General features: G+C 73.9%; 17 protein-coding genes. 8 read left to right on the top strand and 9 right to left on the bottom strand.

Annotation, left to right across the window (positions count from 1 at the left end):
• Window positions 1–101 precede the first annotated feature (101 nt).
• Window positions 102–920, bottom strand: coding sequence for an aminoglycoside N(3)-acetyltransferase (locus WMF24_RS26025; protein ID WP_437730084.1), 819 nt, complete (start codon window positions 918–920; stop codon window positions 102–104).
• Between the two features lie 327 nt (window positions 921–1247).
• Between WMF24_RS26025 and WMF24_RS26020 the strand changes: the two genes are divergently transcribed.
• Window positions 1248–1682 (top strand): YciI family protein, encoded by a 435-nt coding sequence (locus WMF24_RS26020; RefSeq protein ID WP_437730083.1) that lies wholly within the window; start codon window positions 1248–1250, stop codon window positions 1680–1682.
• A gap of 41 nt (window positions 1683–1723) precedes the next feature.
• Here WMF24_RS26020 and WMF24_RS26015 read toward each other — a convergent pair whose 3' ends face one another.
• The 3 genes from WMF24_RS26015 to WMF24_RS26005 form a co-directional block, all read right to left on the bottom strand.
• On the bottom strand, window positions 1724–4291 hold the full coding sequence (locus tag WMF24_RS26015; protein ID WP_437738855.1) for an ADYC domain-containing protein: 2568 nt from the start codon (window positions 4289–4291) through the stop codon (window positions 1724–1726).
• 397 nt (window positions 4292–4688) lie between these two features.
• Window positions 4689–8720 (bottom strand): nSTAND1 domain-containing NTPase, encoded by a 4032-nt coding sequence (locus WMF24_RS26010; RefSeq protein ID WP_437730082.1) that lies wholly within the window; start codon window positions 8718–8720, stop codon window positions 4689–4691.
• A complete protein-coding gene (locus WMF24_RS26005; RefSeq protein WP_437730081.1) occupies window positions 8717–10618 on the bottom strand; it encodes a sigma 54-interacting transcriptional regulator in 1902 nt (633 codons plus the stop codon). Before WMF24_RS26005 ends, WMF24_RS26010 begins: the two co-directional genes overlap by 4 nt.
• 395 nt (window positions 10619–11013) lie before the next feature.
• Between WMF24_RS26005 and WMF24_RS26000 the strand changes: the two genes are divergently transcribed.
• Window positions 11014–13839 (top strand): hypothetical protein, encoded by a 2826-nt coding sequence (locus WMF24_RS26000; RefSeq protein ID WP_437730080.1) that lies wholly within the window; start codon window positions 11014–11016, stop codon window positions 13837–13839.
• A 34-nt stretch (window positions 13840–13873) separates the two neighbouring features.
• Here WMF24_RS26000 and WMF24_RS25995 read toward each other — a convergent pair whose 3' ends face one another.
• The 3 genes from WMF24_RS25995 to WMF24_RS25985 form a co-directional block, all read right to left on the bottom strand.
• Window positions 13874–14737: a DUF6209 family protein gene (locus WMF24_RS25995; protein WP_437730079.1), complete on the bottom strand. Its 864-nt coding sequence runs from the start codon at window positions 14735–14737 to the stop codon at window positions 13874–13876.
• A 157-nt stretch (window positions 14738–14894) separates the two neighbouring features.
• A complete protein-coding gene (locus tag WMF24_RS25990; protein WP_437730078.1) occupies window positions 14895–15095 on the bottom strand; it encodes a hypothetical protein in 201 nt (66 codons plus the stop codon).
• Window positions 15092–16066 carry a GAF domain-containing protein gene (locus tag WMF24_RS25985; protein ID WP_437730077.1) on the bottom strand — a complete coding sequence of 325 codons (975 nt, stop codon included), beginning with the start codon at window positions 16064–16066 and terminating at the stop codon, window positions 15092–15094. The genes WMF24_RS25990 and WMF24_RS25985 overlap by 4 nt, the downstream gene beginning before the upstream one ends.
• Before the next feature lie 290 nt (window positions 16067–16356).
• Between WMF24_RS25985 and WMF24_RS25980 the strand changes: the two genes are divergently transcribed.
• Together WMF24_RS25980 and WMF24_RS25975 are read left to right on the top strand one after the other, a co-directional pair.
• Entirely contained in the window at window positions 16357–16884 is a 528-nt protein-coding gene (locus WMF24_RS25980) for a methanogen output domain 1-containing protein (RefSeq protein WP_437730076.1), read from the top strand.
• Between the two features lie 9 nt (window positions 16885–16893).
• Window positions 16894–18864: an ATP-binding protein gene (locus WMF24_RS25975; RefSeq protein ID WP_437730075.1), complete on the top strand. Its 1971-nt coding sequence runs from the start codon at window positions 16894–16896 to the stop codon at window positions 18862–18864.
• A gap of 90 nt (window positions 18865–18954) precedes the next feature.
• Here WMF24_RS25975 and WMF24_RS25970 read toward each other — a convergent pair whose 3' ends face one another.
• Together WMF24_RS25970 and WMF24_RS25965 are read right to left on the bottom strand one after the other, a co-directional pair.
• Window positions 18955–19893: a phosphotransferase gene (locus WMF24_RS25970; protein ID WP_437730074.1), complete on the bottom strand. Its 939-nt coding sequence runs from the start codon at window positions 19891–19893 to the stop codon at window positions 18955–18957.
• Window positions 19890–20432 carry a hypothetical protein gene (locus WMF24_RS25965; RefSeq protein ID WP_437730073.1) on the bottom strand — a complete coding sequence of 181 codons (543 nt, stop codon included), beginning with the start codon at window positions 20430–20432 and terminating at the stop codon, window positions 19890–19892. Before WMF24_RS25965 ends, WMF24_RS25970 begins: the two co-directional genes overlap by 4 nt.
• Window positions 20433–21277: 845 nt before the next feature.
• Between WMF24_RS25965 and WMF24_RS25960 the strand changes: the two genes are divergently transcribed.
• The 4 genes from WMF24_RS25960 to WMF24_RS25945 all read left to right on the top strand — a co-directional run bounded on the left by WMF24_RS25960 (window position 21278) and on the right by WMF24_RS25945 (window position 26794).
• Entirely contained in the window at window positions 21278–22633 is a 1356-nt protein-coding gene (locus tag WMF24_RS25960; protein ID WP_437730072.1) for a glucose/sorbosone family PQQ-dependent dehydrogenase, read from the top strand.
• A gap of 166 nt (window positions 22634–22799) precedes the next feature.
• On the top strand, window positions 22800–23948 hold the full coding sequence (locus WMF24_RS25955) for a hypothetical protein (RefSeq protein ID WP_437730071.1): 1149 nt from the start codon (window positions 22800–22802) through the stop codon (window positions 23946–23948).
• 293 nt (window positions 23949–24241) lie between these two features.
• Complete coding sequence (locus WMF24_RS25950; protein ID WP_437730070.1) at window positions 24242–25633, top strand: LLM class flavin-dependent oxidoreductase; 1392 nt, start codon at window positions 24242–24244, stop codon at window positions 25631–25633.
• 801 nt (window positions 25634–26434) lie between these two features.
• Window positions 26435–26794, top strand: a complete 360-nt coding sequence (locus WMF24_RS25945) for a PQQ-dependent sugar dehydrogenase (protein ID WP_437730069.1) — start codon at window positions 26435–26437, stop codon at window positions 26792–26794.
• The last annotated feature ends 17 nt before the right edge of the window (window positions 26795–26811 follow it).

The following is a 26811-nucleotide window of genomic DNA, read 5'->3' as shown; positions in this document are numbered from 1 at the left end:
GAGCGCCCCGACCCAGGTTGAGCGCCCCGACCCAGGTTGGGCGCCCCGACCCAGGTTGGGCGCCCCGACCCAGGTTGGGCGCCCCGACCCAGGTTGCGCCCTTACCCCCGGTTTCGCGTCATCCACCCCACCCCGTAGTCCACGAGCCCCCGCTGCGGCATCAGCAGGGCCGTGGCGGCGCCGGCGCGGCCGCGGCGTTCCAGGCCGGTGTCCCTGGCGAAATCGGCGCCGACCCGCTCGAAATCTCCGCTGTCGGTCGCGACATCCTCGAACGCAACCCACCTTCGCATCCCGTCGACCAGGATGGGCGCGTGGCGCACCTCGACCCGCTTGCCCGGGTAGTCGGCCCGGTGCTCCGCCAGGTGGAGCGACGTGTTGTTCCCATGACCGACACCCAGCAGCAGCACCCAGCCGTCGAGCTCGTAGATGCGCGCCAGCGGCGACCCCTCGCCGAGGTCGTACTCGAGGCTGTGGTCCGCCGTCACCGCCTCGGCGTGCCGGCCCCAGGCCGCGAACGATGCGAGCGGGTGCGCGCTGCGGCGCACGCCGCGCTGCTTGCGGAACGTCTCGGGGATGGCGCCCATCTGCCGCGTCGGCGTCAGGTCCGGGTCGTAGGCCGGCATCGTCTGGCGGATCGGCTCCCACCACGCCTCGGGCACCGGCGGATCCTGCCAGAGCGCCGGGTCCGACAGGCCGGCCGACTGCGTTGGCATCACCAGCGTGCCCTCGGTCGTCAGGACCTCCTCGAGCGCCAGGATCACCGCGACCGGCCCGCCGCACACCCAGCCCAGCTTGCTCAGCGACGAGTGGACCAGCAACGTCATGCCCGGCCGCACGCCCAGCGCCTTCAAGTCCTCGACCAGCGACGGGACGGTGACGAGGGCGTCCGGGCGCGCCTGGATGACCTTCTCTTCGCTCATGGCACGATGTCGCCTCCAACGTCGCACGGCTCCGTCCCGTGCCGTGAGGCGGGAAGAGACCGCGGCCGTGTCAGCCCCGAAGCTGCTATCACGGGCGCTCCCCGCAGGTCCAGTCGCCCGCCGGCCGCGGCCCCCTGCGGCGGGCGCCGGCGCCAGAGGGCACAAGTGCCTTCGATTCCCGGTGCCTGGCAGCGCAGCGAGAAAAGCTCGCCCCGCGTGTCGATCGCGCGCCCCCTCGTTCGTCGTGAGGGTGGAGCCAGGACCCAGCCGGCCGGGACGACCGTCCGGACGCCCCTCGCGACATCAGCACCAGAAGGAGACACGACGATGCGCTTCATCATCACCGCAGCACCCGGGACCGACCAGGCAAAGACCGATGCGGAAGGACCTCCGGACGAGGAGCTCTTTGCGGCCTACATGAGGTACAACGAGGACATGGCCAAGGCCGGCGTGCTGATCGCGTCCGAGGGACTCAACCCCGGCGGGGCCCGCGCGCGCGTCGGGATCTCCGGAGGGAAGCGCGCCGTGCTCGATGGGCCCTTCGCCGAGACAAAGGAGCTGGTCGGGGGCTTCTACCTCATCGAGGTGAGCTCGAAGGAAGAGGCCATCGAATGGGCGCTGCGCTGCCCCGTCGGCCTCGGCGCCGCCGAGGTGCTCACGATCCAGCAGATGACGGATCTGTCGGACATCCCGCCGCGCTTCAGGGACATCATCGCGGACGTGGCGCCGACGTGGGGCGCGTCGTTCTCGCGGGCGCGGTAGTCGTTCTCGCAGGCGCGGTAGGTGATGGGCGGGCGCCGCCCTCAGTTGCGCGCGGGGACGAACGGCGTCGCGTCGTGGAGGACGATCGACGCGTCCGCCGTGATCCCCTGCCGCTGGGTGAGGCGGTTCGTGGCGATCAGCGGCGCGGACGGGATGATCTCCAGCCATCCGAGCGAGCGGAGGTGGGCCGCCTCGGTGTGCGGTAGCGCCTGCCAGCCCAGATCGATCGCCGCGTCCCAGGCGCCCCTGGCCGGGATCGTCGGCGTGAGCTCGCCGAGAGGGCTCCCGTCGGTCCTGAAGAGCCGCACCGTCATCGTCACGGGCGTGGCGCGCAGGTTGCTCACGACCGGCGCGCTCCACTGCGTCAGCCCCTCGGCGCCGGGCCAGTTCTTGATGTAAAGCCCGCTGACCAGCCTGTCGGAGGCGGGCGTCGCGAGCGGCTCGTCATTGAACTGGACGACCGGCGAGCTCAGGTCACCTCCGTCGCGCAGGATCACCCGGTTCGCGCCGAAGACCGGCAGGTCGGCGCTGATCTCGACCCAGCCGGTGGAGCGCCCGCCGCTGCCCGTGGCCGGGACGCTCGTCCAGTCCGGGTCGCCGTACGCGTTCCAGGCGCCGAAGGGCGGGATCTCCTTCGTGAAGCGCGCGAGAGCGAGGCCTCCGGCGTCCCTGTGCACCGTGACCGTGATGGTCGTCTGCTCCGGATGGGGGTTGTTGACGATCAGGCTCGACCACCAGCTCGTCGTGCCCGTCGCGGGCACGTTCCGAAGGAAGGAGCTCGCGGCGAGCTCCTTCGCCGCCGACCTCGCGTCCGTGAAGCCCACGTCGTCCAGGCGCGCCACGGGCGCGTCGTACGTCGAGCCGCTGCGGTGAACGATGCGGTTCGTCGCGACGACGGGCTCGTCCGACCTGATCTCCACCCAGCCGAGCGCGCCCCCCTTCGTGAGGGTGCTCGGCACGGCCAGCCAGTCGCTGTCGCCATACGAGTTCCACACCCCCCTCGCGGGAACGGCGCGGTGGAGCTCATGGAGGCTGCCGTCGACGCCGTGAATCCGCACCTGGATGGATGCTTGCCTCGTCGACGGGTTGTTGACCACGACGTTCGACCACTGGGTCTTGCCGCCGGCCTCGGGCCAGTTCTTCAGGTAATAGCTCGAGAAGAGTCGCCTGGAGGGCGACATCAGGAAAGGCTCGTCCTCGACGAGCCGGGCGGGCGCGTTCCACGTGCTCCCTGCGCGAAGCGAGGTGCGGTGGGTCGCCACGACGGGCTTGTCGGACGCCAGCGTGATCCACCCGGACGAGGGGCGGTTCTCGTCCGCCGGATCGCCGTCGATCTCCCTCCATCCGGGATCACCGTACGAGTTGTACACACCGAATTTCGGGATCGTGACCGTCACGACGTCGGGAAACGGGGCCCCGCCGCCGGTCGGAAAGACGGTCAGCCTCACGGTGGCCTCCGTGGGGTTCGGGTTGACCACGGTGACGTTCGACCACTGCGTGAGGCCCCCCGAAGCGGGCCAGTTCTTGACGAACACGGACGCATACTGGCGCTCGCACATCGCGTCCGGAGCGCAAGACCAGTTCCGGAGCCGCTCGGGGCGAGAGGGGTCCGGCGCCTCCTCCTCGGGCGAGCACGTCTCCAAGGGGCCCCTGGGCTTGCCGGGATCGGCGATGCGCGGGTGATTCCGGCACACCGCGCCGTCGGGGCCCCAGACGGCCTCCAGGTCCAGCTCGGGCGCGTGGCTACCCTGCTCGCGGATCTGGATCCCCTTGTTGTCCTCGACGTCGATCAGGGTTCCTTCCGCCGTGGCGGCGTCCCCATCACCGGTGTAGTCGGCGCGCACCATCCGGGTGCACGTCTGCCGGAGGCGCTGCGCGTCGTCATCCCCCGGGGTGTCCGGGTAGCCCATCCTGTCGCACTTGATGATCGCCGATGTCGCGCAGGCGAACGTGAAATAATCCGCCGGGGAGGTGCGGGTCCCGCGGTCATCCCAGACCTCGGCGAAAGGAACCGCCCAGCGCGCCTCGGGCGCTTCCAGCGTCGCGCGGCATGCGGGGTGCCACGAGGCTTCGCCCTGGTCCGCCATGGCCGGGTCCTGGATCTCGACATCGTAGTCACGTTCCATCGCGTTCACGCCGCGGATGCGGGCAGGGAACGTCTGCCAACGGCGATCCACGCAGAGGAGATCGACCTTCAGCTCGGCGCCGGCCCAGTCCGCGTCGAGGAGGATGTCTCCCTTGTCGAAGCGGCCTGTCAGCCTGCCTTGCTCGACGCCGACATCGACGATGCGCCGGCCACCCTTCGTGATCTCCGCCAGGCGGAAACGCCTGGGCACCTCGGATGGCTCGGAATCGCCATACGACGAGCCGGGGTCCCAGCGCCCGTGCAGATCAATCCCGTTGCGGGACCGGTGGTTGGTCTCCTGGATGACCTGGCCGGCCGTGGGATCGAGCGAAGGATCGGCGGCCTTCAGGCTCTGCCGCGTGCACCCCATGAGCGATGGCACGAGCGCCAGCTCGGTCGCCAGCGACGCCGCGATCACCTCGGTGGGCTTGCTCGCCCTCGCGATGATCTCGCCCTCCCCTGCGAGCGTCTCCTCCACGTCCATGTCCACCGCGGTGCACGCGGCGCCAGACGCGGCAGCGACGCAGAGGAGCCACCCGGCTGAGTTGCGCCGCGCGCCGGCGCGCCGCCCCGCCGAAACGAAAGACCAAGGAGTCTCACGCCGCTTCGATCCCTGTTGCATACCGAGCTCTCTTCACCTTTCCGTGCTCTGCGCGCGACCGCGCGAGCGACTCGCCGGCGCGCGCGACGCCGCGCCCGCGCCCTCGTGCCCACAGGTCATCGCAAGCCGCGTACCACCAGCACGGCGCCTCGAGCTCGCGTGTCGCTCCACCCGATCCAGCCCACGTCGGTCGCGCGCGCTGCGCTGGTGGTGTGTGTCTTTGGTGGAAAATTCCTTTGACAGCGGTCGCTGTCCATCGCCGGGGACCCCCCGGCGCGGCTCAGTCGCGGTGGGGGCGAGGCGTCGCGCAGATCCGCGCCCCGACCAGGGCGTCGCGCAGGGTCGGCTCCGAGGGCTCGCGGTTGCTGCTCACGCTCGTGAGCGCGTTCTCGTACCAGCTCCCGCCGCGCAGCACGGGCTCGCGCGAGCCGTCGGCCGAGACGGTCCACTCGAACACGTTGCCGGCCAGGTCGTGCACCCCGAACGGGCTCGCCGACGCGGGGTGGGCGCCCACCTCGTCCGGGCCGAAGCCGAGCGGATCGCGGCCGTACGTCGCGTCGTGGTTGGCGTCGTCGGGATCGAGCCGGTCGCCGCCCGGATAGACGCGATCGTCGGCGCCGCGCGCGGCGCGCTCCCACTCCAGCTCGGTGCAGAGCCGCGCGCCGGGCGCGCGCCCGGCCCGGTCGAGCCAGGCCGCGTACGCGCTCGCGTCCTCGAACGAGATCGCCGAGACGGGGAAGCGGCGCCAGTCCTGCGCCGCGCGCCGGGCGCGCCCCGGGTAGCGGAGCAGCTCCCCCTCGCGCGCGCGGTACGCCGCGACCGTGGGCTTCAGCAGGAGCTCGAACGCGCCGCCGCCGGGCTGCGCCAGCTCCAGCACGTGCCAGTCCTTGTGGGCCGCCGGCGTCCGCCGCGCGCGCTCGTCCGGGGGCAGCGCGCGCAGGTACTCCATCCAGTCGGCGAACGTGACCTCGTGCCGCGCGATGAGGTACGCGCCCGTCTCGGCGGCGTGGAGCGGCTGCGCCTTGAGCATCCCCCGGAGCTGGCCCTCCTCGCCCATGCCGTACAGGAAGCGCCCCGGCGGCACGTACACGAACCCCTCGGGCACGTCGGCCGCCGGCGGGAGCGCGACGTCGAGGCGCAGGCGCTCGCCGCGCGCCATCACCACCGGGAGCCGCACCTCGGCGCGCCCCTCCGCGGTCAGCGTGAGCAGGAACGAGCCCTGCTCGACCTCGAGGTCGTCGAGCGGCGCCCTGCCGAGCGCGCGCGGCGCCGAGAGGACGCGGCGGCCGCCCTCCGCCGCGAACCGCTGGAGCGACACCTCGGCCCCCGGCGGGGAGGTGGCCACGGTGACCCGGCCCGGCGCGTCCCAGCGGCGGCGGCGCTCGCCGCCGTCGTCGTGCGCGGCGAGCCGCGCGATCAGCTCGTCGCGCTGGGCGAACCGCCGCTCGCGCTCGGCCAGCGCGGCGCGCTCGAGGAGCGCGTCGCCGAGCAGGGCGCGCGCGTCCGCCCGGTCGCCGCCGAGGCGCAGCGCGGCCTCGAGCTCCTGGGACGCGCGGGCGTACGCGCGGTCGGCGCCGGCCGCGAGCGCGAGCGCGCGCTGCCACGCGGCCTCGCCGCCGTCGGCGTCGCCGGCCCCGAACCGGCCGGCCGCGCCCTGCTTCAGCGCGTCGGCCTCGGCCCCGGCCGCCCGCGCCTCGTCGAGCGCCGCGCGCGCGGCGGCCGCGTGCGCGGCGGCGCTCCGGTCGACCGCCCGCGCCGCCTCCGCGCGCGCCAGCGCGACGCCGAGGCCGGCGACGAGCGGGAGCGCCAGCGCCGCCGCCCACCGGCGGAGCCGCCGCCGGAGCGCGGCGCGGCGCGACGCCGACAGGAAGGCGGCCTCGCGGGGGCCGAGCGCCGCCGGGTCGACGCCGCGCGCCTCGCCGAGCTGCCGCTCGCTCCAGAGCGCCTCGGCGGCGCGGCCGAGGCGGTCCCACTCGGCGGCCGCGCGCTCCAGCCGGTGCGCCACGGCGCGGCGCTCGGCGTCGCCGCTGAGCCAGCCGCGCAGCGTGTCCCAGCCGTGGACGAGCGCCTCGTGCGCGAGCTCGTAGGCGCTCTGCTCCCCCGCGCCCGCCTCGCGGGCGACGAGCAGCCGGCCGCGCACGAGGGCGTCGAGCGCGGCGCGGCCCGCGGCGCGCGCGCGCGGCGGACCGTCGCCGCCGCCCGGCGCGGGGCCGCCGCCCGGCGCGGGGCCGCCGCCCGGCGCGGGCGCGAGGGCCCTGTCGCCGAGGAGCTCGGCGTCGGTCCGGCGGGCGCGCGTGCCGTCGGGGTGCACGAGGGCGACGAGCAGCCGCCGGGCCTCGTCGCGCTGCGCGGGCGAGAGCGCCGCGAGCACGGCGTCGGCGTGGCGCGCGAGCGCCCCGGAGACGCCGCCGAGGGCGTCGAGCGCCGAGGCGGGGATCTCGCGGCGCGCCTCGTCGCGGGCGTCCCAGAGCTCGGCGAGCGTGAACTGCAAGAGCGCGAGGCCGCCCTGGGGCCGCGCCGCCTCGCGGGCCAGCGCCTCGACGACCGCGTCGGAAGCGAACCGGAAGCCCTTGGCGGCGGCGGGGCCCGTGATGACGTCGCGCAGCCGCTCCGGGGAGAGCGGGCGAAGGAGGTAGAGGGCGGGCGCGACCTCGTCGCCGAGGCCGGGCAGCGCGCCGAGCCGGGCGAGGAAGTCGCTGCGCGCCGTCGCGAGCAGGCGCACGCCGCCGCCCGGTCCGATGAGCGCGGCGAGGGCGTCGGCCGCGAGGGCGGCCTCGGCGGGGTCGGCGAGGGTGCAGAGCTCCTCGAGCTGGTCGACGAAGAGGAGCGCGCGCCGGCCGCGCCGGGAGAGCGCGCGCCCGAGGGCGGCCGGCTCGGCGCGGAGCCGCTCGACGAGGGCGGGCTCGCCGCCGTCGGCGAGGGCGGCGAGCGCCGCGGCGAGGGCGGCGAGCGGGCGCCGCCCGAGCCGGGCCGAGGCGACGGCCCAGGCGCCCGCGGCGGCGCCCGCGTCGAGCGCGCCCTCCGCCACGGCGGGGAGCACGCCTGCGCGGCAGAGCGAGGACTTGCCGGCCCCGGAGTCGCCCGCCACGAGCACGAACGGCTGCGCCCGGAGCCGGTCGAGGACGGCGCGGGCGTCGGCGTCGCGGCCGAAGAACAGGCCGCGGTGCTCCGCGTCGAACGGCAGGAGCCCGCGGTACGGCTTTCCCTCCGGGACCGCGGCGTCGACGCGGCGGGCGAGGAGCCGCTCGAGCGCCTCGCGGAGCTCGTCGCCGGAGGCGAAGCGCCGCGCGGGGTCGCGGTCGACGCAGCGGTCGATCACCGCCGCGAAGCGCGGATCGACGCCGGGCGCGAGGGCGGCGACGGGGGCCGGGTCGGTCTCCTGGACGACGCGCGGGAGCTCGGCGAACGGCACCCCGTGGTGCGGCGCTCGCCCGGCGCAGAGCTCGTAGAGGAGCACGCCGAGCGCGTAGATGTCCGCGCGCGGGCTCGCCGGCTCGCCGCGCCAGACCTCGGGCGCCATGTAGAGCGGCGTCCCGACGACGCTCTCGTGCGGGCGAGGCGCGCCGCCGCCGCGCGACGACGCCGGCGGCGCGAGCGGCGCGAGCGGCGTCCTGGCGTTGCCCGGCGCGAACGACGCCGTCGCGCCGCCGTCCTCGGGCAGGGCGCCCCCGGCCCGCGGCGCCTGGGTCTCGCCCGGCTTCACGGACATCGTGGCGGCCGCGTCGTGCATGCCCGCTGCGCCGCCCTCCGCCGCGGCGGGGTGTCGGTGCGCCGCGCCGTCCTCCGGCTCGGAGCCCGCGCCGCCCTCCGGCCCGGGCAGGAGCTTCGCCAGGCCGAAATCGAGCAGCTTGACCTCGCCCTCCTGGGAGAGGACCGCGTTCGCCGGCTTGATGTCGCGGTGGAGCACGCCGCGCCGGTGCGCCGCCGCGAGCCCGCGCGCGAGGCCGACGCCGATGGAGAGCGCCTCGCGCCAGGGGAGCGGCCGGTCGAGCCGGTCGAGGCCCGTGCCGCGCACGTACTCGGAGACGAGGAACGGCCTCCGCCGCACCTCGCCGAAGCGGTGGACCGCGACCACGTTGGGGTGCGAGAGCCGCGCCACCGCGCGCGCCTCGGCGAAGAAGCGCTGGCGCGCCGCCTCCGACGGCGACTCGGCGGCGATGAACTTCACCGCCACGAGCCGGTCGAGCAGCCGGTCCTCGGCCAGGTAGACCTGCCCCATGGCGCCCCGCCCGAGCGGGCGCAGGACGCGGTACTCCTCGAACTCGTCCGGGGGGCTCCACGCCGGATCCGCGCGCTCCGCCGCCACGCTCACGGCCGGCGCTTCGTATCCCGCTGCGACAGGCCGTACTGCTTGATCTTCAGCACGAACGTGCGGACCGGCATGCCGATGAGCTCCGCGGCGCGCGTCTGCACGCCGCCCGTCGCCTCCAGCGCCTCCTCCATGCGACGGCGCTCGAGCTGCCGCACCTCCTCCGCGATCGGCGTGAACCGGCGCGGCGCGGCCGGCGCCGCGGCGTTCGTTCCAGGAACCGCGGCGTGCGCTCCAGGAGCCGCGGCGTGCGCTCCAGGAGCCGCGGCGTTCGTTCCAGGAGCCGCGGCGTGCGCTCCAGGAACCGCGGCGTGCGCTCCAGGAGCCGCCGCCGGCTCCTCGGCCGCGCGGCCGGCCACGCGCGGCGGCAGGTCCCAGACCTCGACGGCGTCGCCCTGGAGCGTCGCGGCGGCGAACTCCATCGCGTGCTTCAGCTCGCGCACGTTGCCGGGCCACGGGTGCGCCGCGACCGCTCGCAGGGCGGCGTCGGACAGCTCGACCTCCGGCAGGCCGAGCCGCGCGCGCGCCCGCGACAGGAACGCGCGCGCAAGGATCGGGATCTCGCGCGGCCGCTGCCGCAGCGGCGGAAGGTCGACCGCGGCGGCGCCCAGCCGGAACAGCAGATCCTGCCGGAAGCGCCCGGCCTGGCACTCGGCCTCGAGGTCGCGGTTCGTCGCGGCCACGATGCGCACGTCGACAGGGCGCTCGCGCACGTCCCCGAGCCGCTGGATCCGCTTCACCTCGAGCGCGCGCAGGAGCTTCGCCTGGGCGCCGAGCGGCAGCTCGCCCACCTCGTCGAGGAAGATGGTCCCGCCGCTTGCGCGCTCGAGCAGCCCGGGCTTCGCCGCCACGGCGCCGGAGAAGGCGCCCCGCTCGTACCCGAACAGCTCGCTCTCCACGAGCGTCTCGGGCAGCGTCGCGCAGTTGACCGCCACGAACGGCCCGGCGGCGCGCCGCGACCAGCGGTGCACGGCGGCCGCGGCGTTCTCCTTGCCGGCGCCCGTCTCGCCGAGCACCAGCACCGGAAGGTCGCTCTGCGAGAGCCGCCGGATGAGGTCGAAGAGCCGGATCATCGCCGGGTCGGCGAGGAGCACGGCCTCATCCCCGAGGACGTGGCGCACCGTGGCCTCGGCCGCCGCCGCGACGCCGCCCGGGGCCGCGACCTCGGCGGCGGCGCGGGCCGCGCAGAGCAGCGTGTCGGCGTCGCAGCCGTCCGCCGGCAGGCACGCGAACCCGCCGCGCGCGCCCGGCGTGACCGGGGCGAGCGCCTCCACGAGCTCCGTCGCGGCCGACCGCGCGGCCTCGCCGGCGAGCTCGGGGAAGACGACGACGAGCTGCGCGCCCCCGCCCCAGGCGACGATGTCCATGCGCCGCACCGCGGCCGCCGCCCTCTGGCCCGCCGCGCGGGGCGCCGCGCCGTCGCCGAGCAAGAGCGCGAGCACCGCGAGCGGGCGGCCGTAATCGGCGGCGCGCTCGACCTCCTCCTCGAGCCGCTGGCGGAGCTGCCCCGCGTCGAGGGCGCTCCGGCTGCGCGCCGGCGGCTCGCACCGCAGGATGAGCGCGACGTCGCCGAGGGCGATCACGTCGCCGGGGCGGAGCGTCCGCGCCCCCGCGATCCGCTCGCCGTTCACGCAGACGCCGTTGTGGCTGTCGAGATCGGCCACGCTGACCTCGCCGTCGGCGACGACGAACCGCGCGTGGCGCCGCGAGATGGCGCCGCTGTCGACGCGGAGGTCGGCCTCCGCCGCGCGCCCCACGAGCAGCGCCCCCTCGGACGGCAGCCAGACCCGCGACGACGAGCCCCCCTGGATCACGAGCAGGTGGGGGCGTACGCCGCGCGGCGCGGCGGACGTGCTGGCGAGCGTCTGCGTCTCGAGGTTCGGGTCCGGCCGCGGACACATTGGCCCGGAGTATCGCTCAGGGGGTCGGGCCCCACAACCGGCGGCCAGCGCGAGGCCAACGCGCGGCCAGCGCGGCCAGCGCGAGGCCAGCGCCCTGGCGGGGCTCGGCAACGTTTGCCGACTCGGCAAGCGCTGCGCGCCGGAGGCGGTGCTCGCCGCGCAGCCGTTGCCGACCGCCGCCCGCCGCGGCGGGGTCGGAGGCCGGTACATCGGTTGCTATTCAGGACCTGGCAGGGCGTGGGACACGCGGCGGGAGCCGCGGGACACGCAGCAGGGCAGGAGAGGGCGCCGGAGGTCCTCCGCGCCGCGGCGCGCGGAGAGCCCTCGCGCCGGCGCCGTCCCGCCCTGGAGACACCATGGAAGATGGAGGGGGAGAGCCCCCAAGGAGCATGCTCGTGCAGACCAGGCAGGCGAAATGGATGATGCTGTCGCTCGCAGTCCCGATGATCCTCGGCGGCTGCGGCGTGAGCGCGGCGGACAGCGACGCAGACGCGGACGGAGGTGAAGAGGCGAGTCAGGAGCAGGTGGCGAGCGCCGCCGACGCCCTCAGCAGGGCCGCCACAGGCACTGTGACGCGCCAGTACGCGTCCCTTTACGTGAAGAACTGGCCCGCGGCGGGCGGGCAGACGCAATGGACCGACATCACGGTCAACAACCCGAACCCGGTCCCCGCGCAGGTCACGATCACGATCCACCGGACCGGCGGGGGATACCCGCTCGAGGTCATCACGAAGACCATCCCGGCGCGCGGCGCGTACAGCTCGTTCGGCGACGCGGCCTGGCTGGCCATCGACGACAGCGACCCGGCGAACCAGCGCTCGATCGGGTGGATCGAGCTCGCCTCCGACGTCCCCGTCGCGGCGACGAGCCGCGTGGCGGTGCGGGACGGGAGCACGTTCGACGCGCCCGTCACCCTCCTCGACGACGAGGCGTTCGTGAGATCGCCCTCCACCCGGCTCTTCTCGAGCCTGTTCCTGAAGAACTGGCCCGCCGGCGGCGGCGCCGCAACGCAATGGACGAACCTGATCGTCAACAACCCAGGTGACCAGGCCGCGACCATCACGGTGCGCGTCCACCGGACCGACGGCGGCGGCGTGCTGGCGTCGCTCAGCCGCACCCTCCCGGCGAAGGGGGTATGGAACTCCTACGGAGACGCGGGCTGGCTCGGCGTCGTGAACACCGACGCGGCGAACGGGCGCTCGATCGGGTGGGTCGAGGTCCTCTCGACAGCCCCCGTCGTCGCGACGAACAGGCTGACGCTCCGGAGCGGCAATACCTACGACGCGCCGGCCGTCCACGTCGAGGACGACGCGCTCACATCGGAGGCGTCGCAGACGCTCCGCGCGAACCTGTTCATCAAGAACTGGCCGACGAACAGCGGGCTCTCGCAGTGGTCCAGCGTCGTCGTCAACAACCCGGGCGCGGCCGCCGCGTCCATCCGGGTGGTGGTGAGGGGCAAGGACGGCGCGATCCTCGGTGATTTCACGAAGACCGTCCCCGCCATGGGATACTGGAACTCGAGCGGCGACGCGAGCTGGGCCGGCGTCCAGAACAGCGATGTCCCGAACAACCGCTCCGTGGGCTGGGTCGAGATCACGTCGAGCCAGCCTGTCTTCGGGATGAACCGGGTGACGTTCCGCGACGGCCATGTGGCGTCCGCGCCCCTCAGGGACCTCGACGACGGCCCGCTCCAGACGGCCACGTCGCGGAAACTCTTCGCCCCGTACTACCTCAATAACTTGCCCACGACGAGCGGGCACACGCAGTGGAGCAACGTCATCGTCAACAACCCGAACGATTACCCCACGACCATCACCGTCCGGATCCTGCGAAAGGACGGCGCGGGCGACGTGACGTTCTTCACGCGGCAGATCCCCGCGCGCGGCCTCTACAACGCGTACGGCGATCCGAGCTGGGTCAACGCGCCGTTCACGGACGCCGCCAACAGGCGCTCTGCTGGGTGGGTCGAGATCACCGCGTCGGCGCCGGTCATCGCCATGGACCGCGTGGTGCACCGGGACGGGAGCGCCTTCGACGCGCCCGACGTGCTGTTCGACGACAACGCGCTCGACGGCGGCGTCCGGTCGGCGTGCGACCCGCTCGGGCCAGGGGAGTTCTGCCCGCGGAGCGCCGAGGAGGTGGTTTCGCCGTTCAAGGAGCTCATGATCGTGGACCCCGCGATCGTGGGCAGCGAGCGCGCCTCCAGCGCGGCGGGCGGGCGCTTCAGCTTCCGCTGGCTGGTGGAGCAGCTCGCGTCGCCTGGCGCGGACCCCTCGGAGCTCGTCGAGCGGTGGCTCTCGACGGGGTTCTCGGCCGGCTCCGTCAACGGCTTCCCGGTCGAGGACCGCCCGGCCGTGCGCGCCCTGCTCGCGTCGTGGCCGAAGATCCCCGGCACGAGCCGGCTCGACCTCTCCCGGTCGCCGTTCGAGCTGCTCGCCATCGTGAACCGGGTCGACCTCTCGTCGGCCGGCGGCGCCGGCGAGGGCCGCTTCGTCTTCGGGCTGAAGCAGGGGAGGGCGGGCGCGCCCATGACGGTCATCTTCGAGTACAAGCTCCCGTCGAGCGCGTCGCGCGAGCTCTGGGCGCAGCGCTTCCACGCGCTCGGCGCTGTCGCGATGGGCCCCGAGCTCGGCGCGCGACTCCAGATGATCACCGACGAGTTCACGTCGCGCGGCGCCGACCCGCTCGGCGCGAACGGCAGCGCGCTCGGGCAGATCCGCACGAACGAGAAGCTCGACTTCAGGCCGTGGCAGCTCCGGGAGTTCAACCTGGTGGGCGGCAGCCCCGCCCGGCTGCAGATCACGACGACGAAGCAGAACCCGGACGAGAGCCTCGGCGGCACGCGCGCGCTGGCCGACTTCATCAACGCGAACGCGGCCGGCATCCTCGCCGGGACGGCGCTCTTCCCGCCGGCGATGCTGGGCGGCGAGTCCAACGCCGAGGGCTTCTTCTGGACGGCGCCCGGCGTGACCGAGCCCCTGCGCCACGCGTTCGCCACGCAGACCTGCAACGGCTGCCACGCCTTCGAGCAGCCGAGCCTCGATGGCTTCTATCACGTGTCGCCGGTGACCTCCGGCGGCGCCGACGGCACGGGGCGGCTCTCCACGTTCCTCCTCGAGACGGACCTGCCCGCCCGCGGACGCTCCCTGCAACAGACGCTCTGCAACGGCAGGTGCCCCGGCGCGGCGCCCGTCCAGGCGACGCCCGCCCGCGTCCACTGACCGGGCGGAGCCGGCGGCGGCCCGCCGCGGGAGCTCAGATCACGGCGTCTTCCGGGAGCTCCGCCTGGTGCAGGACCCCATCCGAGAACACCTGGCCGTCGATCTCGTAATACAGCCGATAGTGCACCTTGCGCGCGTCCGGCCGCGGCGACACCGACCCCGGCGTCGCCGTGGCCCCCTGGAATATCTTGCCCTTGAAGCCGTACTGCTGGACAGGGCCCCACCCGGTATACGCCAGCGTGAGCGTCTCGGCGTGGATGAGCGCGTCGCCGCCGTCGAACACGTGGACGTCGATCCACGCGCGCGCGCCCCACGTCGAGCGGCTGACCCACGCCACGAGGTCGAGGTGGACCTGGATGTCCTTGCCGACGCTCGGCCCGCTCGGGGGCCTGGGGAAGGCGTTCACCTTCGAGATCCGGGCGGATCGCACGTTGACGATGTCGGGCCGCGGCTGCGCCCCGGCGCGGTAGACGACCGGCTGCGCCGGGACCCGCGGCGGCGGGCCGCCCACGTCGAACCAGTAGTTGTCGCCGAAGCGGCTGTCCCACGCGTCGCACCGCGCGCTGGTCTGAGAGAAGTTGTGAAACCACATCTCCACGCGCGTGGCGTCGTCCGGCACGGAGATCTCCAGCGGCGCGGGCCGGTGCGCGATGACGGCCCCTGGCGGATCCCCCGGAGCCCGCTGCGCCTCGACGACGCTCCCCTCGACGATCTCGCCGCGCGGGTGGAAGCGGACAACCGCGGTGATATCGCCGATCTCGGCGCCGCGCCACGGCGTGAAGCACCGGGACAGGCGGGTCATGTCGTACTCGATCCGGAGCCTCCCGCCGCGCTCTATCTCGCCTTGCTGCACGTGCTGCCACGCGGGGAAGAACTGGAGAACAGCCGCCTTTGCCATGGGATCCTCCTCGGTGAAATGGCCAGAGCTACGAACGGGTCGAAACCGCCTGAACGAGCAGAGCTTCTGACCGCCAAGACGCCAAGATGTTGTCTTCTTCTTGGCGTCCTTGGCGCCTTGGCGGTTCATCTCTCGCTCGATCGACGCGATCGTGGTTCTAGTCGCGGCGCGGGAGGATCTCCTCCAGGGCGTGTTCCAGGCGCCGCTCGATCTCGGGATCGTCGAGCGCGGGCGTGATCTCGCCGGGCACGACGCGGGCGCGCATGATGACCCGCGCGTAGATGAAGGCGCTGCGCGCTGTCGGAGGGTCCCTGTCGCCGAGGCAGGAGCGGAGGAGCTGGTAGGCCCTGCCCTTCATGACCCCTCCGCGGCGCGCAGGCGCTCGACGGTGGCGACGATCCGGCGCACCGCGGCGGAGGCCGTCTCGTGCGCGGCGAACGCGTCGCGCACGACGTGGGCCGCCCGGGCGGCGGCGCCCCTGTCCAGCGTGCCCTCCAGCACGCCCTCGGCGAGGCGGACGAGCGGGCCGATCTCGACCATGTCCGTCGCGAGCGAGCGCGTCGCCAGCGCGATCTCCGAGGCCGCCTCGGCCGGGGCCGAGCGCGCGAGCGCCATGGCGTCGTCGGCCAGCTCCTCCGCGATCGCGAACATGTCGCGGTAGCAATCGACCGCCGCGCGCAGGTCGTCCGGGTCGAGCGCGGCCGGGACCGCCTCCGGCAGCGCCGCCGCCGCGCCGTGCGCCGCGGCGATCGCGGGCGCGATCGCCGCGAGCGCGTGCTCCAGCGTGCGCGCCGTCTGTTCGAGCCGGGCGAGGCGCTCGCTCGCGGCCCGGCTCCGCGGCGGCGCGTCGTCCGCGAGCGCCTCGAGCCGCGCCGCCGCCTCGTCGCCGAGCCTCGCCAGGCCGTCGAGCACGCGCGGCCCGAAGCCGCGGGGCACGCCGTCGAGCACGCACAGCGAGCCGACGACGTGCCCCCGCACCCGCAGGGGCACCCCGGCGTAGGCGCGGATGCCGTAGCGCTCGACGAGCTCCCTGGGCACCCGCGCGTCGGTCTCCGCGTCCTCGACGACGAGCGGCTCCTCGTGGCGCACGACGAGCTGGCAGAAGGAGTTGCTGCGCGAGGTCGCGCAGCTGACGCACAGCTCCGGCGGCAGCCCGGTGTGCGCGCGGAAGAGCTGGATGTGCCGGACCACCAGGCTCACGAGCGCCATGGGCGCCCCGGCGAGCTGGGCCGCCCGCGCAACGCAGGCGTCGAGGATGGCGTCCGCGTCGGCGCGCATCAGCACCTGATGCAGCTCGGCGAGGCGCGCAGGATCGTTCAGATCGGCCATGAAGGGGTGCTCTTGGGCGAGGGATCGGCGCCCGCTCCAGGCGCCGCCAGGAGGGCCGCGCCGCGCGCAGAATCTTACCGCAACCGCGCGGCGCGGGCCGCCCCCCGCATGGTGGATGGAGCTCCAGGCTCCAGCGGAGCGCGGACACGCCGCCCTTCATTGCGCGCGACAGAAGAGCTCGCATGCCCGGCGCAGCTGGCAGCGGCATCGCATGGTAAGACCAGCGTGCGCCAAGGGTGAGAGGAACGTGTCCCGGGGCCGACGTGCTCCAGGGGCGAGGAGGCTCCGCGATGAGCAACGATGCAGAGGCCGTACGGCGGCTACCGGTACAGCTCGACAGAGATCACTTCCTGCGGCAGCTCCTGCGCGAGCTCGCCGGGACGTTGCAGGAGGTCGTCGGCCTCGAGCAGGCGTCGGGGTTCGTGAGCATCGTCGGCCAGAAGATCGGCGATCAGATCAACGAAGAATATCGATCGGGGTTCCAGGTCCCGCGGCTCACGCGCGAGCAGGTGACCCAGGTGCTCGTGGACCTGAAGCGGCGGATCCAGGGGGATTTCTACGTCATCGAGGAGAGCGACGAGAAGCTCGTGCTCGGCAACCGCGCGTGCCCGTTCGGCGACATGGTGAAGGACCGGCAGGCGCTGTGCATGATGACCTCCAACGTCTTCGGCCTCATCACCGCGGAGAACCTGGGTTACGCGCGTGTCGTCATCGAGGAGTCGATCGCGCAGGGGCACGCCGGCTGCCGCGTCGTCGTGCACCTGAAGCCGTCGCCCGACGACGCCGGGCCCGCGGGCCAGGAATATTTCAAGGCCTGAGCGCGCGGCATGCTGATGGTCAGCTTCGGCCAGCTCGCCGACGTGCTGCCCGAGCCCATGCTGCTCGTGTCGACCGACGGGCTCGTCGTCGCCGCGAACCTGCGCGCCCGCAAGGAGCTCGGCGGGGAACCCGGCGGGGAGAGCGAGGGCAAGTCCCTCTTCGCGCTCTGCTCCGACGAGGGGGCGCAGGTGGAGGGGCTGCTGAAGCGCTGCGCGCGCGTGCGCCAGCCGACGCTCGGCACGCTGACGCTCCGGGGCGGGCGCCGCTACCGCGTCGAGGGCGCCGTCGTGCGCCCCGCGTCGGAGGGCGCGCCGGCGATCGTCCTGCTCCGCCTCGTGCACGAGCAGGCGGCGCTGTCCGCGTTCGTCGAGCTGAACCGCACGCTCGAGCACCTGCGGCGGGAGATCACGGCCCAGCGGCGGGCGACCCAGGCGCTCGACCGCCAGCGCGAGTGGCTGCGGGTGACCCTCGTCAGCATCGGAGACGCGGTGATCGCGACCGACGTCGAGGGGCGCGTCGTCTTCATGAACCCGGTGGCGGAGCAGCTCACCGGCTGGGCGGAGGGCGAGGCGGTCGGCAGGCCGGTGGTCGAGGTGTTCCACGCCGTCAACGAGGCGACGCGAGAGCCCATCGAGAACCCGACCGTGAGGGTGCTCCGCGAGGGCGTCGTCATGGGCCTCGCCAACCACACCGTGCTCGTGCGCCGGGGCGGCGGCGAGGCGCCGATCGACGACAGCGCGGCGCCGATCCGGGACGCGGGCGGCGAGATCCTCGGCGCCGTGCTGGTGTTCCGCGAGATCGCGGAGCGCCGCGCGCTCGAGCGGGTGGCCGAGCAGCGCCTCGCGGAGCTCGTCGTGGCCGACCGCCGGAAGAACGAGTTCCTCGCCATGCTCGCGCACGAGCTGCGCAACCCGATGGCCGCGATCCTCACGGCCGCGACCGTCCTTCACGCGCCGGACGAGGACCGGGAGGCGGCGGCGTACGCCGCCGCGGTCGTGGAGCGCCAGGTGCGCCACATGGCGCGGCTCGTCGACGATCTGCTCGACGTCGCGCGCATCAACCAGGGCAAGATCACGCTCCGCGCGGAGGTCGTCGACGTCTCGCTCGCGCTCCGGCAGGCCATCGAGACCAGCTGCCGGCCGATCGAGGCTGGCCGGCACGAGCTCCACGTCGAGCTGGCGGAGGGGCTGCCGCCCGTGATGGGCGACGCGACGCGCCTCGAGCAGGTGTTCTGCAACCTGCTGAACAACGCGGCGAAGTACACGCCGCCGGGCGGCCACATCTGGGTGTCGGCGCGCGGCGACGGCGACGAGGTGGTCGTCTCGGTGCGCGACACGGGCGTGGGCATCCCGCCCGAGCTCTTGCCGAACGTCTTCGAGGTCTTCGTGCAAGGCGACAGGTCGCTGCACCGCGCCCGGGACGGGCTCGGCGTCGGGCTCGCGCTGGTCAAGCGGCTGGTCGAGCTGCACGGCGGGTCGTGCTCGTGCGCGAGCGCGGGCGCGGGCCGGGGCGCCGAGTTCACCGTGCGCCTCCCGGCGCTGCGCGGCGGCGTCGCCGCGGCAGGCGCCCGCGCGCGCGAGCCGGCGCTGCCAAGGGAGCGGCTGCGCGTGGCGGTGGTGGACGACAACCACGACGCGGCCCTCCTGCTCGCGATGTCGCTCCGGCACTGGGGGCACGACGTCGTCGTTGCGCACGACGGGATCGAGGCGCTGGCGCTCGTGCGGGCGAGCAGGCCGGACGTCGCGGTGCTGGACATCGGCCTGCCGGGGATCGACGGCTACGAGCTCGCGCGGCGGCTGCGGCAGGAGGCGGCGCTCGACGGGTGCACGCTCATCGCTGTGTCGGGTTACGGCCAGGAGGCCGACCGGCGGCGCGCCCGCGACGCGGGGTTCGACCACCACCTGCTGAAGCCGGTGGAGCCGGCGGCGCTCCTGGATCTGCTCGCGCGGGTGATGCCCTCCGGCGGCGCCGCGCCGTAGGAGGCCCGGCCGCGCCGGGGAAGGGAGGCGGGAGATCCAGGCCGCCCGCGCGCCTCGCGGCCGGACGCGAGGCGCGCCTCGCGCGTGGGCTCACGGGCGCGTCTCGCGCCGCAGCTCGTGGAGGAGCGCGGCGGCGACCGTGCCGGGGTGTACGCGCTCCGGCGCGGCGCGGAGCGCGGCGAGGACGTCCAGGAGCGGGACGGGCTCGCCGGCGGCGGGAGGGGGCCCGCCGAGGAGCGCGCCTGCGAAGAAGAAGCTCGCGGCGTAGAAGGCGAGGGCGATGCGGCGCGCGAGGTGCGCCCGCGCGCGCTCGTCGTCGTCCGGGCGCCGGCCGAGGTACGCGTCGAGCAGGGCCTCGCGCTGCTCGGGCCGCGGGAACGCGAAGACGCCGAGCTGCGCGACGTCGACGAACGGATCGCCCGCGCCGGCGGTCGTCCAGTCGACGAGGACCACGCGGTCGGCCGTGACGAGCACGTTGTTCGGGTTGACGTCGCGGTGGCACGGGGCCGCGTGCGCGTGCGGCGCGCCCGCGCGCTCGAGCTCCTCGACCGCGCGGACGAGCTCGGGCGGGAGGCCCGCGCCGGCGAGCGCGGCGCACCGCGCGTCGAGGGAGCGCAGGAAGTCGATGCGCGCCGGCCCGCGCGGGAACGGCGGGCCGTCGTGGAGCCGGCGCAGCGTCGTCGCGACCCGTTCGAGCAGCGTCGGGTCAGCGCCGGTCGGGCGGAGCGGCGAGCCCGCGATGCGGTCCATGATCGTCACGCCCGTCCGGGCGTCCGCGTGGTGCAGGCGCGGGGCGACGCCGCGCTCGGAGGCGACGCGCATGCAGGCGATCTCGCGCGCGGCGCGCTCCGGGTCGTCGGGGTCGGGCGCGCAGCGCTTGGCGACGTACGGCGCGCCGTCGACGGCGAACGCGAACAGCGTCGCGCCGGAGAGCCCGCCGGAGAGCGGCGTCACGTCCTCGACCGGGCGCCCGGGGAACGCGGCCTCGATCCCGGCGGCGAGCTCGGGGGGCAGCCCCGCGGCGCTCACGACGCCCCCCGCAGCGCGGCGAGCCGCTTCGCGTAGAGGCGGCCCCGCGCGGCCGGGTCGGCGGGGCGCGCCCAGTCCCACCCGATCGCCTGCCAGTCCGGATCGTCGGGGTCGAGCCCGAGCGACGCGACGAACGCGCGGTCGGCGACGAAGAAGTGCCGCCTGTACACGAGGAGATAGCCGCGCGGCGCTTCCGGCAGCGCGTCGACGTGGGCGCGCGCCTCGCCGTGGGTCGCGAACCAGAGGTGCAGGGTGCCGGCGTCGCGGCCGTAGAGCAGCGTCCCGAGCTCGGGCGCGCCGGGTTCTCCCTCGAGGGCGAGGAGCGCCCGCTCCCAGCTCGAAAAGCCGCACTCGCGCGCGACCACCGCGAGGCAGTGCTTGCGGCGGATTCCGGGCGCGGCCGCGGCGAGCGCGGCGTCGTCGGCGCGCCGGAGCTCGGGCAGCGCGCGCAGGCGCCCCAGCGCCCCGGCGTCGCTCGAGGCGACGCGCGTGTGCAACAGCTCGGCGCGGATCTTCAGCTCGCGGACGGGATCCATCATGAACGTCTCCTCTCGAGATCGGCCGCTACCCGCTCCCTCGGCCCGAGGATGTCGACGTGATGATGACGGTGCGAGGTGACCCGCGATCGTCGCGTGCAGGGTGAAAGGCTTCTTTCCGGCGGGAAGGGCGCCCCTGCGCACCCACGCGCGCCAACCTACCGCTTCGAGACGGGGCGCGCCAGGGGGAAGCGCGCGCGTGCTGCCACGCGCTTGACGCCGAGAGGGCGGCGCCGTGGACACGGGCGTCTGCGAGGGCACGCAGGTGTGCGACGACGAGGGGGCTTGCAGCTGGCGCCCGACCGGAGGTGCTCTATCGACGACGCGTGTGCGAGCGAGTCCTGCCTGTACCGCTTCAACGAAGAGGAAGTGGGCCGCGACTCCCCGACGACGTACGAGTCGCCATGAGCTCCGGTGCGCTGTCGGCGCGGTGAGCGCCGGCGCTGGCGAACACGAGCGCCTCGTTCGCGCGATGTGTCATGCGTGGCGCACATGGATTCAACTTGACAGAATGGGTCCGTCCGTACTTTAATAAATACTGTTCCATAACCCGCTTGCCGGACGCTCTGCGATCGGCGTTTTCACGTTGGAAGCTCCCTGAGCGCGCGCCGCGTCCGGCGGGCGGTGGGACGTTGTCTGCGCGGTCACTTGAAAGCAACACAGAGGTAGTTTCGATGTCTCTCTTCATCTCACGTGGTCCGGCCACTTTTCTTGCTCAGCTTGGTCTTCTCACCGCGGCTTCCTGGAGTGCCTCCGGATGTGGCCCCGCGGAGCGACTGGACGGCGCGATCGGGTCGGACGGCCAGGCCGTCATCGTCGACGAGCTAGAGGGCGCTCCGGGTGAGGTCGTGCCCGCCGGGGAAGACGCCTTCACGACGCGCGAGATCACGCAGGGGCTGTCGTACCCGATGCGGATCGTCGTGGGGCCGGACGGCTATCTCTGGTTGACCGAGCGCACCTCGAAGCAGGTCGTGCGCGTGCGGCCGCAGGACGGAGCGCGGACGACCGCCATCACCATCACGGAGGTCTTCCAGTCGGGCGGGCAGGACGGGCTGCTGGGGCTGGCCCTGCACCCGGATCTGCTCAAGGACAAGGGGAAAGACTACGTGTACGTCTCCTACACCTACGACGTCGATCCCGGCGAAGGGGTGGACCGCAGGACGAAGATCCGCCGCTACACGTACGACGCGGCGACCGAGACCCTGGGGAGCCCGCTCGACATCATCACCGGCTTGCCGGGGAGCGACGACCACAACTCCGCGCGGCTCATGTTCGGCGTCGATCAGAAGCTCTATTACACGATCGGCGATCAGGGGAACAACCAGTTCGGCAGGAAGTGCCTCCCCATCCGCGCGCAGGAGCTGCCGACGGCGGCCGACGTCGCGGCGCAGGACTGGTCGACGTACGTCGGCAAGATCCTGCGCTTGAACGTCGACGGCTCGATCCCGAGCGACAACCCGCAGATCGCCGGCACCCGCAGCCATGTCTACTCGTACGGCCACCGCAACCCGCAGGGCCTCACGTTCGGCCTCGGGGGCAAGCTCTACGCGAACGAGCACGGGCCGAAGAGCGACGACGAGCTGAACTTCATCCTGCCCGGCAAGAACTACGGCTGGCCCCACGTGGCCGGCTATCAGGACGGCGAGGCCTACACGTACGACAACTGGTCGGCCTCGAGCCCCGATTCCTGCGAGTCGCTCTCCTGGAACGACTACGTGCCCCCGGCCTCCGTCCCGCGGCAGCAGGAGAGCGCCTTCAGCCACCCTGACTTCCAGGAGCCGCTGCTCACCTTCTACACCGTCCCCAGCAACTACAACTTCTTCGATCCGGCGTGCGGGTTCCTCCAGTACATCTGCTGGCCGACGATCGCGCCCTCCTCGCTCCACTACTACCCCGCCGCGTATGGCAGCTCCGCCGCGACCGCCATCCCCGGGTGGGGGAACTCCCTGCTGATGACGACCCTCAAGAAGGGCGCGCTGTACCGCGTGAAGCTGAGCACGGACGGCGAGTCCGTCGTCGGCGAGCCCGTCGAGCTGTTCAAGACGACCAACCGCTACCGCGACCTCGCGATGAGCCCGGACGGCCAGACGCTCTACGTGATCACCGACACCGCGGGGAACACGAGCGGACCGACCGGCGGGGCCACGACGATCCTGGACAACCCGGGGGCGATCCTCGAGTTCAAGTACACGGGATCGAACTGACGAAGCGCCGGGGGCGCTGGGCCTGCGTCGTGATCGGCGCGGGCCCGCGACCTCGCTGGTAACAGCGCCGGACGACGCCGGACGACGCCGGACGACGCCGGACGACCCCGGGCGCGCGGCTGTTCATGTCAGCACGCGCCCGCCCTGGATCGTGTAGGATGCGAGTGTGGCGGATCTCGACGCGATCTCGGATCGGACCTACGCGGCCGCGGGGGCAGACTTCGCATTCGTGATCACCCGGCGGGGGCGGCTCGTCACCCGGCGGGCGCCCTCCGACATGCCCAGGGAGGGGCGCAGCCGCATCGTCGACGCGGCGGTGCGCCTCGGGGAGCAGGGCCGGCTCGGGCACGTGGAGATGCCGCGCGAGGAGCTGGTCCCGTACGGGGGCGCGGCGCCCATCGACGTGTACTTCGGCGTGGCTGCCGAGGCGATCCTCTGCGTCGTCATGCCCACGTGGGCGGATCGGCACGGCGTCCTTCCCGCGATCGAGCACGGCCTTCGCGCCATCGACGAGGGCACCCCGGCGGAGCCGAGGCCGGCCCGCGCAGGGCACCGGCGGTCCCCCTCGCGCCCGCGCGGTGAGGCGGCGCCCTCCCTGGCGCGCCGCCAGGCCGCCGAGGTCCGCGAGCCGCCGCCGTCCACCTGCGCTGCCGTGGCGCCCTGCGAGGTGCCGCCGTCGCCCTCCCACCGCGCCGCGCCGCCGTCATCGCCGGCCCGCAGGCGCAGCGCCGTCGCGGGCCTCGTCGTGCTCGCGAACGGCGGGCCGCCCCGCTCGCTGGCGCGCCCGGTGCTCCGCGACGCGCCCCCGCCGCCCGCGGGCTCGCCCCGGCCCGCCGCGTCGCCGCAGGCCGTGCGCATCGGCGAGGCGCCGCTCGGCCGCGAGCGCCTCGCGACGATCGACAGGGAGCTCGGCGGGCCGCCGCCGTCGCTGCCCGAGATCCGGGTGGGCGCGGCGTCGGTGGGCCACGAGACGCTGGCGGCGATCGAGGCCGAGCTCCAGCAGCCGGCGCGCCCCGGATCGACGCCCGAGGCGCTGCGCTTCGATCTGGTGAGCATCAGCCGCGAGAGCCTGCTGGAGATAGCGGCCGAGGAGGCGCGCCAGGCGACCGCGGGGCCGCGGCCGTCCATGCCGCTGGTGCGCCCCGAGCGCCTCACCCGCCCCCGGGTGGAGGCGCCCGAGGACGCGCGGCGCGTCGTCGAGGCCGAGAAGCTGGCCCGCAAGACCGCGCCCCCGGAGGTGAGCCTCGAGCCCGGCGAGCCCGGAGCCGAGCTCACGGAAGCGGCGCTGGCCGAGCGGCGCGCGCACCCGGGCTGACCCCCGCCGCCCGGGCCGCCCCCGTGAGGCCGCGCCTCCTGCGCGCGCCGGAGCAGCGGATCCCACGGCGTGCTGCTGGAGCAGCAGCGCGACAGCATCGGTCACATCGCATCTCGGCTCCGCACCGGTGGACGGCGGCCGCGCTCCGACCGGCGCTCACCGCCATGCAGCAAACCGCTCTGCGGCACGGGAGTTGCTGTTTACCAACGCCCAACGCCCAGCGGCCGACAGCCGCCGCCACCGCGCGCAATCCGCCGCGCCGGCGACGACCTCCGCCCCTCCCTGCGGGCCTGATGGACAAGGAGCCTCCCGTGACCGCCTCTCACCGACCCGGCAAGCTGCACCTCAATGCGTTCCTGATGACGATAGGACACCACGAGTCGGCGTGGCGCTTCCCGGAGAGCAGCCTGACCGGCACGTGGGACGTCGCGCACTACAGGCACCTCGCCCGCGTGGCCGAACGAGGCACCTTCGACTCGATCTTCTTCGGCGACGGCCCCGCGCTGCAGGGCGACATCCGCTACAGGCCCGTCGGTCGGCTCGACCCGACCGCGCTGCTGCCGGCGCTCGCCGCGGCGACCGAGCGGATCGGGCTCGTGGCAACGGCCTCGACGACGTACAACGAGCCTTACAACCTGGCCCGTCGCTTCGCCACGATAGACCACATCAGCGGGGGCCGGGCCGGGTGGAACATCGTCACCACGGCCGGCAGCGACGCGGCGCAGAACTTCGGCCTCGACGAGGTGCCTGAGCACCGGCGCCGGTACGAGCGCGCGGCCGAGTTCGTCGATGTGTGCCTCAAGCTGTGGGACAGCTGGGAAGACGATTTCCTGATCGGCGACAGGGCGACAGGGCGCTTCGCGGACGGCGACAGGATCCACCGCATCGATCACGAGGGGCGGTTCTTCCGCGTGCGCGGTCCGCTCAACGTGCCGAGGACGCCGCAGGGACACCCGCTGCTCGTGCAGGCCGGCTCCTCGGAGGATGGCAGGGAGTTCGCCGCCCAGTACGCCGAGGCGGTGTTCACGGCGCAGCAGACGCTGGCCGAGGGGCAGGCGTTCTACGCGGACCTCAAGCGGCGGGTCGCCGCGTTCGGCCGGGACCCGGCGCTCGTGAAGATCCTCCCGGGGATCGTGCCCGTCCTCGGGGGCACCGAGGAAGAGGCCCGGCGGCGCGAGGACGAGCTCGCGGAGCTCCAGGTGCCCGCCTACGGCCTGAAGCAGCTCTCCGGCCTGATCGGCGTCGAGCTGACCGAGGCGGACCTGGACAGGCCGCTGCCCCCCGTTGGCGACGTGAAGGCGGTGCGGGGGATGCAGAGCCGCTTCGCCCTCGTCACCGATCTGGCGCGGCGGGAGAACCTCACCGTGCGGCAGCTGCTTTCGCGCCTCGGGGGCGGCCGCGGACACCGCACGTTCACCGGCACGCCGGAGCAGGTCGCGGACACGATCGAGGAGTGGTTCACGCGCGGGGCGGCCGACGGCTTCAACGTGATGCCGCCGCTGCTCCCCTCCGGCCTGGAGGCGTTCGTCGAGCACGTGGTGCCCATCCTGCGGCGGCGCGGCCTGTTCCGCGCCGAGTACGAGGGCACGACGCTGCGGGACCACTACGGGCTCCCCCGGCCGGAGAACCGGTATACGTTGCGCCGGGCGGCCGGCAGCCAGGCCGCCGCCGCGCTGGCGCGCTGAACGCGCGCGGCGGTGGGCGCCACGCCGCCCGCGCCGGGGCGCACCGGCCGCGACAGCGTGGGCGGCGATAGCGCGGCGCGCGCGGCAGGGGAGGGGAGGGCCTCCTGGCCGACCGGTGCTGTGGACCGTTCCCTCCCGCAGCGGCTGGCGCGCCGCGAGGCTACCTGGTCGAGGCGAGCAAGGGCTGATCATCGCGGCGCCCTTCTCTCCGGCGCCGTGATCGGCCGGAGGGGGCCCGTCTCCTCGCGGCAGGACGCGAGCCACGGACGAGCCCCGAACAACGTGGGGATACGGGCAGGCTCTTCGCGAAGCCCCCGAACTGCGCCGCCTGCTGTCCGGCGATGCGGTGGTTGCCTCAACGCCCGTGTGACCGTGTTCCGCGCCGCGCTCACGCAACGTGTCGATCGTGCTGCAACACAGAATCAACTTGACAGCAGGAGGGGCTTCTGTGCTTTGTGTATTGTAAATACCGATCACTTTGGTCGGAACACAGCTTGTCGGGCGACGCGCGCGTCTGCGGCGCTGGGAGCTCTCTCAGCACATCCACCGCGCCCTGGAGCGCGGATCCCGATCCGCTTCCTCAATCGAAAGAAACAGTGAGGTAGTCAGGACGACCAGGCCTACACGTACGACAACTGGTCCGCCTCGAGCCCGACGCCCTGCGAGGCGCTCGAGTGGAACGACTACGAGGCGCCTCCCTCCGTCCCGCAGCAGGAGGAGAGCGCCTTCAGCCACCCCGATTTCCGGGAGCCGCTCCTCACCTTCTACACCGTCGAGGACGACCACGACTTCCGCACTTCGGTGTGCGGAGAGGTATTCAACTGGATCTGCTGGCCAACGATCGCGCCCTCCTCGCTCCACTACTATCCCGCCGGGCGCGGCGTCCCCGGGTGGGGCAACTCCCTCCTGATCACCAGCCTCAAGAGGGGCGCGGTGTTCCGGGTGAAGCTGAGCGCGAACGGGAAATCTGTGGTCGGCGAGCCTGTCCGCGAGCTCGCCACCAGCAACCGCTACCGCGACCTCGCGATCGGCCCGGACCGCCGGACATTGTACGTGATCACGGATCCGTCGGGGAGCACGAGCGGATCGACCGGTCTTGGCACGACGGTCCTGGACAACCCGGGAGCGATCCTCGAGTTCAAGTACACGGGGTCGCACTAGCCAGCGCCCGAGGCGCC

The organism is Sorangium sp. So ce1335 (assembly GCF_051521615.1).
Taxonomy (GTDB): domain Bacteria; phylum Myxococcota_A; class Polyangia; order Polyangiales; family Polyangiaceae; genus Sorangium.
This window is presented reverse-complemented; position numbering and strand designations above follow the sequence as displayed.

What these genes read in the sequence shown, in the direction of transcription:
- WMF24_RS26025 (WP_437730084.1), bottom strand. Translation starts at nt 920, where the DNA reads ATGAGCGAAGAGAAGGTCATCCAGGCGCGCCCGGACGCCCTCGTCACC.
- WMF24_RS26020 (WP_437730083.1), top strand. Translation starts at nt 1,248, where the DNA reads ATGCGCTTCATCATCACCGCAGCACCCGGGACCGACCAGGCAAAGACC.
- WMF24_RS26015 (WP_437738855.1), bottom strand. Translation starts at nt 4,291, where the DNA reads ATGGACGTGGAGGAGACGCTCGCAGGGGAGGGCGAGATCATCGCGAGG.
- WMF24_RS26005 (WP_437730081.1), bottom strand. Translation starts at nt 10,618, where the DNA reads ATGTGTCCGCGGCCGGACCCGAACCTCGAGACGCAGACGCTCGCCAGC.
- WMF24_RS25995 (WP_437730079.1), bottom strand. Translation starts at nt 14,737, where the DNA reads ATGGCAAAGGCGGCTGTTCTCCAGTTCTTCCCCGCGTGGCAGCACGTG.
- WMF24_RS25990 (WP_437730078.1), bottom strand. Translation starts at nt 15,095, where the DNA reads ATGAAGGGCAGGGCCTACCAGCTCCTCCGCTCCTGCCTCGGCGACAGG.
- WMF24_RS25985 (WP_437730077.1), bottom strand. Translation starts at nt 16,066, where the DNA reads ATGGCCGATCTGAACGATCCTGCGCGCCTCGCCGAGCTGCATCAGGTG.
- WMF24_RS25980 (WP_437730076.1), top strand. Translation starts at nt 16,357, where the DNA reads ATGAGCAACGATGCAGAGGCCGTACGGCGGCTACCGGTACAGCTCGAC.
- WMF24_RS25975 (WP_437730075.1), top strand. Translation starts at nt 16,894, where the DNA reads ATGCTGATGGTCAGCTTCGGCCAGCTCGCCGACGTGCTGCCCGAGCCC.
- WMF24_RS25965 (WP_437730073.1), bottom strand. Translation starts at nt 20,432, where the DNA reads ATGATGGATCCCGTCCGCGAGCTGAAGATCCGCGCCGAGCTGTTGCAC.
- WMF24_RS25950 (WP_437730070.1), top strand. Translation starts at nt 24,242, where the DNA reads ATGGACAAGGAGCCTCCCGTGACCGCCTCTCACCGACCCGGCAAGCTG.